Here is a 12073-nt window from a genome sequence, read left to right on the forward strand (position 1 = left end):
AATTGTCGACAATTTAGACTAAGGTCGTAATTTAAATGGGCCTAAAATGCCCATTAAGTGCCTTTTTTAGCAGAAATAAAGAATGGTGAGTTCATATTGTCGACAACTTATAAACCTTTAAGCTTATGATCTAAAAACTAAAAGCTCAGCTGTCGAACAATAATCGGATAAAAAACTATTCTTTAGGTACAAATTGATCAAAGACTTGTTGCGAAGTCATCTTTTGTGAAGCGGAATTGAGGTCATAATAAGCTGGCTTTTCATCGGTAAAAATCTCTAAAGTGAGTTTGAAATCTGGGTTATCGAACAAACCAGCGGAAAGAATGTACTCACCTGTCGGCAACAAATGGTAGAAAAGGTTTGTGCCACACTCACCGCAAAACCCCCTCACTCCCCAGTCTGACGACTGATAACGTTTAGGTTCACCACCTTTAAACGTCACGTTAGGCCCACAATGCACCGCATGAAGTGCGCCACTCGACCATTTTCGACACATAGAGCAATGGCACAGGCTAACCTCATTTTTAACCTCAGCGATGACTTCAATTGCGCCGCACAAACACGTCCCTTTCATTCTCTTTTCCTCGTTCATTTTCCGTCATTTTATTATGGCCTACCAAAGCGTAAAGCCGCGTGACCTAACACCAACTTCTCGCCGTGAACTTTATGAACAAAATAACCGAAATGCTCAATATTCTCTTTATATCTCTTTTACAGACAGATATTTAACACTTAATTAACCTTTACACCAAGTTCAGCTTTAACGCTTACAAGGCATGACAACTGAGCAAAAACAATAAGGCTCAACTAAATAGAGTCGCTAACATAAGGAACGTGAACATGTTAAAGGTACTCAAACCAACGCTCGCCGCTTCAATCATCGCAGCTTCATTTTCATTCAACGCTCTTGCTGCAGATATTGAAAAAATGCACTTTCTTATCCCTGGAGGTGCCGGTGGCGGTTGGGACATGACCGCCCGAGGTACTGGTGATGTATTAATAAAATCAGACATCGTCGAAACCGTATCATTTCAAAACCTATCTGGTGGTGGCGGTGGCAAAGCAATCGCACATTTGATTGAAACGGCTGATCGTCAAGAAGATACACTCATGGTGAACTCAACACCGATCGTCGTTCGCTCGCTCAGTGGGATCTTTCCACAATCTTTCCGCGACTTGACTCCTGTTGCCGCAACGGTTGCCGATTATGGCGCCATTGTTACATCAGCCGGTTCTCCTTACAGCTCTTGGGAAGATGTCGTTAAAGCTTTTAAAGAAAACCCACGTAAGGTGAAGGTTGCTGGTGGCTCTGCTCGTGGTTCTATGGATCATTTGGTTATAGCAGCAGCTTTCAAAGGTGAAGGTTTTGATGCGCGCAAAGTTCGTTACATTGCCTATGATGCAGGTGGAAAAGCCATGGCTGCCCTACTTTCAGGCGAAACACAACTGCTCTCTACAGGGCTAGGTGAAGTACTCGAAATGTCTAAGTCTGGGCAAGTGAAAGTGTTAGCGATTACAGCACCAAAACGTTTAGAAGCTGCGCCTAACATTCCAACTCTCACCGAATATGGTAATGAAACTGTCTTTGCTAACTGGCGTGGATTCTTTGCAGCACCAGGCACAAGCCAAGAAAAGCTAGATGAATGGAATGCCGCATTTACTAAAATGTATAACACCGACGAATGGCAAGTCGTTCGAGACCGCAATGGTTGGATCGACAACTATAAAGCGGATAAAGCATTCTTCGCGTTTCTTGAAGATCAAGAGCAACAGATGGGTGACTTAATGCGCGAGTTAGGCTTCCTGAAGTAACAATCGAATTGGGGTCCCTCAGATACCAACCTCAATGAATAACGTAGGTTGGTATTTCCCCATTGTATTTGCACTCTAAGTTTCACCGCATATGGACATTGTCGACAATCGGCATGCACACTCCTTTGTTTATATACCCAAAGCGGCTCGACTAGCAGCGAAATGCTTAATTGTTAATGGTTTAGTTTATTCATTGACGTCCATATGCGGTCTTTTTTACTTTTGTTAGGAGTTGAATATGCCTCGTTCAACCAACTTTTTCACCAAAGAGTATTTGCTCTGTCGTGACCGCGTCGGCGCAATGATCTTTCTACTCTTCTGTCTTTGCTACGGTTATCAAACCTCGCAGATTCCATTGTTTCCAGGTGATGAGTATGAACCATTCACCGCACGTACTCTGCCAACCATCCTGACTTACGTTGGTGTCGGCCTTTCTTTGCTATTGCTGGTGACAGGACAACCAGATAAACAAAGTGGCGCAGTGCTGACCTTCAATTGGAAGTTACTGATTGCCTTTTTAGTTTTAATGGCACTCTACGGCGTGGGCCTGACGTACTTAGGTTTTGTGATAGCTACTGGCTTCTTTTTATTGGCTGGCTTTTATCTGCTCGGGGAAAGACGTAAACCCGTTCTGTTTGGCGCGTCGTTTCCATTCGTGATCGCGTTCTACTTATTACTCACTCAAGGTTTGGACATCTATCTCGAACCGGGTTTGATTTTCACCATCTGGTAGTCAAAGAAAGGACTGAATTATGTTAGATGGAATTCTACAAGGTTTATCCACCGCAGTAATGCCAATGAACATTATGATGGTGATCGTTGGTTGCTTCGTCGGTACATTTATCGGCATGTTACCTGGACTTGGGCCGATCTCAGCCATTGCTTTGATGATCCCAATTACTTATGGCCTAGAGCCCTCCTCTGGCCTTATTTTAATGGCGGGTGTTTATTACGGTGCGGTATTTGGTGGTTCTACATCGTCGATTTTAATTAACGCGCCGGGTTGTTCTTCAACCGTGGTCACAGCATTCGACGGCTACCCAATGGCTCAAAAAGGCCAGGCAGGTAAAGCATTAGCTTTGGCAGCTTATTCGTCTTTCACTGGCGGTACGCTATCTGCCATTATGTTGCTTGTTGCCGCACCAGCATTGGCTAGCGTCTCCCTTAGCTTCCAATCGTCGGACTATTTTGCGTTGATGCTACTTGGGTTATCAGCAGTCGCGGCTTTTGCGGGGAAAGGTCAGGTAATCAAAGCGTGGATGATGACCATTCTTGGTTTGATGCTATCTACAGTTGGAATCGATAAAGGCGTAGGCGTTGAACGCTTTACCTTCGGTTTAACGGATTTAATGGATGGCTTTAGCTTCTTGTTGCTTGCAATGGCGACATTCGCACTGGGTGAGACACTGATGGGCATCCTTAAACCATCAAAAGACACCAGCGATGAAGAACAAGAAAAGCTGAGCAACATTGGCTCAATGAAAGTGACCAAGGAAGAAATCAAAGATGTTGCGCCTGTTTCAATTCGCTCTTCAATATTAGGTTTCTTCACTGGCGTTCTTCCTGGCGCAGGGGCAACCATTGCTGCTTTTTTAAGCTATGGTATGGAGCGCAACCTCGCACCTAAAGAGAAAAAGGATGAGTTCGGTAAAGGCAGTATCCGTGGTTTGGTTGCGCCAGAGTCTGCGAATAATGCAGCATCTAGTGGTTCATTTGTACCGCTATTAACGCTTGGTATTCCGGGCTCTGGTACAACAGCAATAATGCTCGGTGCGCTGATCGCTTATGGTATTCAACCTGGCCCTCGCCTATTTGTTGAACACCCAGATGTGTTCTGGTCAGTGATCATTTCCATGTACTTCGGCAACATCGTACTTGTGATCCTGAACTTACCATTGATTCCGTACATTTCAAAGCTTTTGGCGGTTCCAAGAACGGTGCTTCTACCGATGATTTTATTCTTCTCAATCACCGGGGTTTATTTGGTCTCTTTTAACACTATGGATGTGTTCGTGATGCTGATTGTGGCTATGGCTGCCATTGCACTTCGGCTCGCTAACTTCCCGCTCGCACCTTTATTGCTGGGCTTCATCCTTGGAGGATTAATGGAAGAGAACTTACGCCGCGCATTAATGATTTCAGATGGAGAACTGAGTTTCCTATGGGAGCGTCCTATTACCCTTACCTTTACTGTTTTAGCTGTATTGGTATTGGCAAGTCCACTAATCGTAAAGCTGATTCAAAAGTTTAAAGCACAGCCAGTCAGCGTTGAGCAGTAATCGCTGTCTCTTTCAACCTAGATAAAGCCATCCATCGTGATGGCTTTATCTTCCGCCCTCCAAATCGTTCGCTTATTGTGCAGATGGTATTGACAAATCACTGTCGTTATATAAAGGTGATTGTATGAACACACACTTAGCGCAACTTAACCAACGAATTATCATCATTCCATAGGAATGGTGGGATTTTTTGATGCGCTCAGTATTTATCGAACCCACCCATAGCGGTGGGTTTTCTGTCTCTACCGTATGGGAAAAGCTCTCTTGGAGGCGGTCACAATGCAAAAAATAGCAGTTTTTGGTAAACCCGGCAGTGGAAAATCGACGGTAAGTAAAGCAATCGCGTCTGCTACCGGTCTTCCTCTTCATCAATTAGATTCAATAGTTTATAAACCAAACGGTGATCCCGTTGAGCGTAACGTTTTTGATGAAGCCCATAGCAACATACTAAGCTCAGATCGTTGGATTATAGATGGCCTTGGACCGTTCAGCTCTTTCAACGCTCGTTTAGATGCAGCCGATACTCTCATTTATATTGATCTACCATACTCAGTAAGCTATTGGTTTGTGACGAAACGTCTCCTTAAAGGACTATTCATTAAACCTGAAGGTTGGCCTGATGGTAGTTCGGTACTGAAAGGAACGTTACAAAGCTACAAAGTTCTTCAGCAATGCCCCGCATTCTGGAATGATGACTTTATGTATCGCCTCGAAGGGTACTCTCAAAGTAAAGCCGTTCATGTCATCAAAAACGTTACAGAACTGAACAATTTTGTTTTAGAGCGGGTAAAGTAAACCTCATATCAGAACATTAGAGCATGTAGGTTAGATCATCTGAAGCTCTAACAATGAAAAAGAACATAACAAGGATTGTTTATGCTTTTAGAACTCTCACTTTTATTCGTTGCTGGCGTAATTGGTGGGATCATTAACTCCATAGCGGGAGGCGGAAGCTTTATTACTTTTCCGGCTCTATTGGCAGTTGGTGTTCCTCCTATTATGGCTAACGCAACAAACACATATGCTTCATGTGCGGGTTACATTAGTGGAGCCGTCGGGTTCAGAGAAGAGATCATGAAGAACAAGCATGAACTGCTGTTCACAGTCTCATTCAGTTTAGTCGGCGGCGCTGTCGGAGCATATCTGTTGCTCAACACGCCAGAGTCGCTATTTATGGAAGCCATCCCTTGGTTACTCTTATTTGCCACCGTGCTTTTTCTCACCGGTTCTCGTTTAACAATGCTAATCAAAACTGTCGCGAAAGAGCACAAACATGCTGGCATACTCGGAGCAATCGCGTTGGGTTTACTACTTGTTGGTGTCTCTGCTTACGGTGGTTTTTTCAACGCAGGTTTAGGGGTTATTGTTCTGAGCTATCTGGTAGTAGCTGGCCACCAAGACATTAATTTAATGAACGGTTTGAAATTGCTCGTATCTACGTGTGTTTCACTCATTGCTATCGTGATTTTTGTTGCCAATGGCTCCATTGACTGGCACACAGGTAGTGTTGTTTTGGTCGGTACGTTGGTAGGTGGGTATCTTGCAGCTCGTGTATCTCGTCAACTGAATCCCAATCATGTTAAAGGGTTTGTTGCTCTTTCTTCTATTCTCATCACTATCTACTTTTTCATTGATGTTTATGTTTAAGCAAAACTTGTACAAGTGGATAACACTCCTACAAAAACACCAGCGCGAAAGATTAATGCAGATAGCTTAACGATTTTTTGTGTCACTCCAGCGAGGTTAGGAATCTAATAGCACTACACTGAGCGGCTAATGAAACCATTTTGATCACAAAGTGCTCGGATGGAAGATCCTGTATCACGCTCCTTCGTCGCTGTACAGGATGACGAGAGATAGAAATATGCCACTCGCAGTTAAACGAGTGGCATTGATCGAGAAAGATGGCGTTTTACATCAATAATAAGAGAAGGTAACGCTTACTTAATCAGCCCTACTTCTTTGTAGTATTTGAGCGCACCTGGGTGAAGAGGCGCAGATAAACCGTCTTTTACCATTTCCTCTTTCTTCAAGTTTGCAAACGCTGGGTGGAGACGGCGGAAATCATCGAAGTTTTCAAATACCGCTTTAACCACGTTATAAACCACATCTTCTGGTACCGCAGTAGAAGAAACAAACGTCGCGCCCACACCAAAGGTTTGAACATCACTATCTGTGCCACGATACATACCACCCGGGACATTTGCGACACGATAGAAGCTGTTGTCTGCAACCAGTTTTTCTACATTAGGTCCAGCTACCGTTACGATATTACTATCACACGACGTAGTGGCTTCTTTAATCGCTCCACTTGGGTGACCAACGGTATAAATCATCGCATCAATTTTGTTATCACAAAGTGCTTTTGATTGCTCTGCTGCTTTTAACTCAGAGACAAGCTTAAAGTCGTCGTTACTCCAACCATACTGGTTCATTAGCACTTCCATAGTACCTCGCTGACCAGAACCAGGATTACCAATGTTAACGCGCTTACCTTTCAAATCATCAAAAGTTTTGATGTTCGCGTCTTTACGTGCAACGACAGTAAACGGTTCTGGATGAACGGAGAATACGGCGCGTAGCTCTTTAAAAGGCCCGCTTTCTTCAAACTTACTGGTTCCTTTGTAAGCATGATACTGCCAGTCTGATTGCGCGATACCGAGGTCCAATTCACCAGCACGAATAGTGTTGATGTTATAAATCGACCCCCCAGTACTTTCTACCGAACAACGGATACCGTGATCTTCTCGCGATTTGTTAACCAAGCGACAAATAGCGCCACCAGTCGGATAATAAACCCCTGTTACGCCACCGGTACCAATAGTGACAAACGTTTCCTCCGCAGACGCAGAAAAGCCTGTTGTGAGTGCCGCTAAAGAAGCAGCAAGTGCGATTTGCTTAAACTTAAACATTGAACATCCCTTTTACCTGTGTTGATGACCGTTTAAGTATAGCAACCGTTAACAATTTGATAACGTTTGAGTTCTCATCCTTGGAGGTTGATTTATAGATATATACTTTTTTATCAACTTAACCTACTGATAAATAGCATTTAGACTTGAATCCCATAAAAAAAGCGTTGTATAAACAACGCTTTGTAGTTAGTGAAACGGATGGTTACACCGTTGGGACTGACGCTCGCCACGCTTGGTTCTGGCTATCTGAGATAGATCGGAACAAGTCACGTAGCTCTTTCAATAAGCCTTCTTGGAAACCAATGTTTTCATCGGCTTTCTGTTTGGCTGCTTGTGCGCGAGTCGCTTGTACTTCATCATCTTTGCTGCGCGCTTGCGCTTTGGTTTGCTCTACATTCGATGCTGAGTTTGCCATCTGGCCCAAAGCTTGAAGAATCGCGTTCTTTGCTTGGTTTGAGCTCATCAACTTATCGAACTTACGGCCACCACTTGTCAGCTGCGCTGTCGTGTCTGCGATATTGTCTTTCGCTAGTGAGTGCGCACGCTTAACCTGATCTTGCTGAGTTTTAGACAAGCTATTGTTATTTAATAACTCTTCTGCTTGATCGAAGCCAGCTTTTTGCGTTTTCAGTACATTATTGCTCGCCATTTCATTCTTGATTTCTTTCCCTGCTTTGAAAGAACCAAGGGCACCAATAATTGCGGTAGCACCCGCTAATACACCCGAAACGACTGCCATCGCGATCATTGCGCTTGCCGAGTTGTTGAGTTCTGCCGCTTGGCTTTCTAAACTCGCGACGTTTGCTTCAACAGCAATTTCACGTTGTAGCACTTGCTGCTCACGGCTCAGCTTTGATACTTGATACAACAATGTTAATAGCGTCAACGATTGTGATACCGCATCTGATGGTGACTTGATCACCTCCTCACCGTTAAGTGCTTTCATCGTTGTGCTCATTAATGAGCTCACCGTCGGCGCAAGAGCACTCATTAAGTTTGCAACAACTTGAGCTTGATTACTCACTGTAGGAGCTTTAGGTGTCTCTAACTGGTAGCGTGCTGCACCAGAAACACCTGACTCACTTTGGCTTTTAACGGCGCCCGCTTCAAGCTTTGTTTCCGGCGCTTTTTCTGCTTTGTTGGTTTTAATGGTGTCGCCTAAACCGTATAGTTCACCACGACCCGTTCCGCCTACTTTATCTAGCATAATAAACTCCTTATACCGTTGCAGGACGGCTTAACACCGTTTGCATAGTTTCACTTTTCGCTTGAATCATTTGCATGATGAGGCTCATCAGCTCTTGGAAGTCTTCCATCAACTTACCAATCTCTTCTTTGAGCTTATCAATGACAGCCTGGCTTAACGTCATTTTGGCTCGAAGGTCTGTGATATCAGCCTGAATCTCTGTCACGTGAGCATTGTTAGCAGCGTGAACACTGTCCGTTGCGCCTTTACCCACGTTGACGGCAAGATCGACGGTTTCTGCGCCATAACGAATCGCTTTCGCTGTTGTTGTCGCAGCTTTTGTGCCCATATCCGCCACTTTCGCCATGTTTGCAGCGGCTTTCGTAGCGATTTCCGTGACCTTTTGAGCTACCTTACCAGCACCTTTCGCTGCAAGTTTCGCGATACCGCCAGCTGCTGCACCACCAAACGTCACAACAGCTCCGATAACCGCGACGGCGATTTCTAATGCCATTACGACTTTGTTTAGCACATCGACATTTACGCCCGCTTCTTTTAGCGCATCTTGAACGGCTGGCTCTTGCAACGCCATGCTCACTGCTCCCATAACGCCACCAGCGATCATAAGTGCACCGGCTGCTGCACCAACACCCGTTGCCACCATTACGGCACCAACAACAATAGAAACCACCGCACTGATCCAACCAAAGATCTTCGCTGCTAAGCCTGATTTTTGGGCTTCTTTTGCAGCGGCTTCCGATTCTTTGATTTTGTCTTGGTTTTCCACCATCTCTTTTTCGTGCTTAGCTTTTGCGACCTTCACTTCCTGAATTTTCAGCTCGTTTTGAGCACTTTTCAGTTTATCCGTGATAGCAGCAAGCTCTACTTCAAAATCATCAGCAGATCCTGCGATGATTTTGACGGCAATCGAACCTGTTTGGTCTGCAACTGCATGGAGAGATTTTGCAATGGTATCGACGATCTTTTGCAGCTGTGCCATGGCTTTTAGCGTCAAATCATTCACTTTGTCACTAACAGCTGCGTTAGGTGCATCTAACTGAACTTTTACTTTTCCGGTGTTCAGTACATCTGCATCTTTACTCTTCACGTTTTCTACCGTCACAGAAGGCGTCGCTGTAGACGCCGTTTTCTGCACGTTATCTAACGTGGCTTGGCCAGATTCAGGGCTATAAACCTGTGTCTGGATGCGGTCAAGTGCAATAGAACTCATAGTCTAATTACTCCTTTTTATTTCTCACCGCTTCTAACATGATGCCTGCACGCTCATGCAAATCTGCATATTGTGATTTTCCGGCAGACATCTCCTTCGCGCTGTAAAACCCACTCTCTGCTTCTGTCAGTTGTTCCAGTTTCAGGTGACATTCAGCAGAGTGAAAAGGTGGGCGTGGATCATTTACGTCCACTAGCGCTGCGTAGCTGTAGGCGTCTATTGCCTGCAGATACTCACCCAACTCCTGACGAGCCGCGCCAAGGCCAATGAAAAATCGCGCCTGATAATGATCAAGCATGCTGAGTAATTGAAATACTTTCGCTGCTTGCTCAATCTTTCCCGATTGGAAAAAGTTGTAACCTACGGCATAAATGTGTTCGATGGTGTCCTGAGACACATCGTGCAACATTTTTAGCGTGCCTCCCTCTTCCAGAAAAGACAGCAGCTCCTCTGCTTGCATTTGGGATGGATCGGTCGCGTTTGTTTTAGTCATGGTTGGTTATCCTTAAATGGCTCGTAGGATTTCTTGTAAAATACTGTGGTACTTCTGAACAAACTTGTTCATCGCTTCAACGGTCGAGTTGTATTGAGAACTGGTGTCGTTCAGCTCAGTGGTTTTGATTTGCACTTCATCGTTAAGCAACTTGGATTTAGCACTGACAGAACTAGAAAAATTAGACAGTTTTTTCGACTTCTCTTCGTCTTGGTACGACGCACCATCACCGATAGTAATACCTTGTGTTTGAAGGAAGTCTCGATGGTTTGTTATCTTATTATCCGTCAAATACTTGTACTCAGGTGAAACTTCAAAATCCGTTTGATTGCTGTAGTTAAAGTCACTCGCTTTGAAGTTACTTTCTGGATATCCCGGTTTATAAACCCCATCAACACTTTGCGTAGAGTGAATTTTTGATTGCACAACACCAAAAACTTTAAGCTGTATTGTGAGATCCTCTAATGCCTCTTTCTGGTCATTACGTTTCTCTAAACGGTTAACACGACGCTCATTTAGTGCAAGCAGCACTTGCTCATCAAAACGGTCTCCAATGCTGGACTCAACAACGGCCAACAAATCACGAGCCGTTAGAGAGTGCTCTGCTCTCACCTCGCGATCCGCTTTCTCTTTATCGGTGATATTGAGTAGACGCTCTTTCAATGCCCCTAAGTTCTTGCGCAATGCCTCGTATCGCTCAGTAAATGAAGCCCCGGTAGATTCACCTTTTACTATTTTTTCAAACTGTAATCGGATATCTCGTTCGGTGTTTTCTTTGATCAAATTAACTTGAGCTGCCGTTATCTGTGTCTTTTGGACATCGGCTATCGCGCTGTCCTGGTAAAAGTCGTCGATTTCTATATTTGTTAAACTCACCGCGAAGTTGGCGAACAGACTAGAAAGGGTCAAAGGCTCAGTTCCACCAATGACAGTATTAAGTGCTGCTTTTAGATTGTTCGTTCCACTCACCTCACCATAAGCTGCGCTATATTGGCCTTTCACTTGAGCGGCCATTTCATCTAACGCTTCTTTAAGCTGCTGTTTAGAAATACCAGGAGTCCAGGTAATTCTGCTAGCTAGCGCACTTGCGTCATCGGTGCTTAAAGTAATACCAATGCCTTGAAAACTACTTTTTAATTGAGCTGAGACTTGAAGGGCGAAACTCTCTTTAGTCAACAGAAAGTCCGAGCTCTTCAGCTGCGCGAGATTAACGGAACCTAGGCTACTAAAGGCATTGCGAAGAAAAGAAATAGAAGCATCTCTCACTTCACGGGAGCCCATTTGATTAGCAAGCTCTGCAACAAAAAGAGAAATTTCTTTGGTGGCATTAGCCAGACCTGTCTCGGAGAGGTTGGCGATCTGCTCCGCTTGGTTACTCTGAGTGCCCAGATTAAATTGACTAACAAACTCAGTAGATAACGAGCTATCTACGTTTTCCGTCAGTAACTTACTAAACCAAGCCTGAAACTGATTTGATAGCGTTTGGTTTGTTTGAGCATTAAACTCGGCTGCGGTTAATTCGCCATCTGAGTTAGCACTTTGTAGCGACTTTATCCAAACAGATGCGGTGTCGGTCAATGATATACCAGCAAACGCGTTATTTTTCGCTTTTAGGTTTTCAAGCGTATCAACATAAAGCGCGATGCTTTGTGATTCCGTTTGTCCCGAGATAGTTGGCAATGAAGAGATTAGAGAGGCAAGTTGCTGAGTCTCTGCTTCACCCAGTACAGGGGTAAATGCCTCTATCAAGTTTTGTTGGAAAGTGGGTAATGGTGCACTACTCGCAGCTGTGTCTGTTGCTCCTGTCGTAGAGCCAGTCGTTTTCATATTCGTCATTTCCAAACCTCTAAATCATCATGCCGCGCATCACTGTGGGACGCTTTCTGCGTTTACCTGACGTACCTTGTAGCTGAGTTTGTTGTTGCCGGCGGCGCTGGACTTCGTCTATTAGCTCTTGCTCTGCACGTTTCATGGTATCTACTGGCGCTTTTATGCCGCCAAGTAAAACATCCCCCGCAACAGGACCAACACCTAAGCCTTCCAATAGCTCGTTAAAAATATCGGTTCTGTCTTCAGCTTTTCTAATGGCAAGCTCAGCGTTCTCAATCGCATCGGTAAACGGTTGCTTCATCTTGATTCCTATCTTAAAGCGGGTCA

General features: G+C 44.5%; 12 protein-coding genes. 5 read left to right on the plus strand and 7 right to left on the minus strand.

The features are described 5' to 3' along the window. Window positions 1-175: 175 nt before the first annotated feature. On the minus strand, window positions 176-574 hold the full coding sequence (locus R7041_RS01460; protein WP_017633774.1) for a GFA family protein: 399 nt from the start codon (window positions 572-574) through the stop codon (window positions 176-178). Window positions 575-840: 266 nt separating this feature from the next. On the opposite strand from R7041_RS01460, the gene R7041_RS01465 reads away from it, so the two are divergent. The 5 genes from R7041_RS01465 (at window position 841) to R7041_RS01485 (ending at window position 5738) form a co-directional block, all read left to right on the plus strand. Further along, the gene (locus tag R7041_RS01465; protein WP_206949674.1) at window positions 841-1812 is read left to right on the plus strand and encodes a tripartite tricarboxylate transporter substrate binding protein; all 972 of its coding nucleotides are present in this window, start codon (window positions 841-843) and stop codon (window positions 1810-1812) included. 238 nt (window positions 1813-2050) lie between these two features. Then, the gene (locus tag R7041_RS01470) at window positions 2051-2545 is read left to right on the plus strand and encodes a tripartite tricarboxylate transporter TctB family protein (protein ID WP_065274568.1); all 495 of its coding nucleotides are present in this window, start codon (window positions 2051-2053) and stop codon (window positions 2543-2545) included. Between the two features lie 19 nt (window positions 2546-2564). Then, window positions 2565-4091, plus strand: a complete 1527-nt coding sequence (locus R7041_RS01475; RefSeq protein ID WP_005388177.1) for a tripartite tricarboxylate transporter permease — start codon at window positions 2565-2567, stop codon at window positions 4089-4091. Between the two features lie 279 nt (window positions 4092-4370). Further along, a complete protein-coding gene (locus R7041_RS01480; protein ID WP_206949673.1) occupies window positions 4371-4886 on the plus strand; it encodes an adenylate kinase in 516 nt (171 codons plus the stop codon). A gap of 81 nt (window positions 4887-4967) precedes the next feature. Beyond that, complete coding sequence (locus tag R7041_RS01485; RefSeq protein WP_206949672.1) at window positions 4968-5738, plus strand: sulfite exporter TauE/SafE family protein; 771 nt, start codon at window positions 4968-4970, stop codon at window positions 5736-5738. Window positions 5739-6031: 293 nt separating this feature from the next. Here R7041_RS01485 and R7041_RS01490 read toward each other — a convergent pair whose 3' ends face one another. The 6 genes from R7041_RS01490 to R7041_RS01515 form a co-directional block, all read right to left on the minus strand. After that, the gene (locus tag R7041_RS01490) at window positions 6032-7003 is read right to left on the minus strand and encodes a TAXI family TRAP transporter solute-binding subunit (protein ID WP_005388171.1); all 972 of its coding nucleotides are present in this window, start codon (window positions 7001-7003) and stop codon (window positions 6032-6034) included. A 205-nt stretch (window positions 7004-7208) separates the two neighbouring features. Beyond that, complete coding sequence (gene vopD, locus R7041_RS01495) at window positions 7209-8213, minus strand: type III secretion system translocon subunit VopD (protein ID WP_005377262.1); 1005 nt, start codon at window positions 8211-8213, stop codon at window positions 7209-7211. Window positions 8214-8223: 10 nt separating this feature from the next. After that, window positions 8224-9423, minus strand: a complete 1200-nt coding sequence (vopB, locus tag R7041_RS01500; protein ID WP_005377260.1) for a type III secretion system translocon subunit VopB — start codon at window positions 9421-9423, stop codon at window positions 8224-8226. A 7-nt stretch (window positions 9424-9430) separates the two neighbouring features. Further along, window positions 9431-9916: a SycD/LcrH family type III secretion system chaperone VcrH gene (gene vcrH, locus R7041_RS01505; RefSeq protein WP_005377258.1), complete on the minus strand. Its 486-nt coding sequence runs from the start codon at window positions 9914-9916 to the stop codon at window positions 9431-9433. A gap of 12 nt (window positions 9917-9928) precedes the next feature. Further along, the gene (locus tag R7041_RS01510; RefSeq protein WP_277987410.1) at window positions 9929-11752 is read right to left on the minus strand and encodes a virulence-associated V antigen; all 1824 of its coding nucleotides are present in this window, start codon (window positions 11750-11752) and stop codon (window positions 9929-9931) included. A 10-nt stretch (window positions 11753-11762) separates the two neighbouring features. Further along, window positions 11763-12047 carry an LcrG family type III secretion system chaperone gene (locus R7041_RS01515; RefSeq protein ID WP_005377254.1) on the minus strand — a complete coding sequence of 95 codons (285 nt, stop codon included), beginning with the start codon at window positions 12045-12047 and terminating at the stop codon, window positions 11763-11765. Window positions 12048-12073: the final 26 nt, after the last annotated feature.

Origin of the sequence: Vibrio sp. 1751 (assembly GCF_033339895.1) — a bacterium.
Taxonomy (GTDB): domain Bacteria; phylum Pseudomonadota; class Gammaproteobacteria; order Enterobacterales; family Vibrionaceae; genus Vibrio; species Vibrio alginolyticus.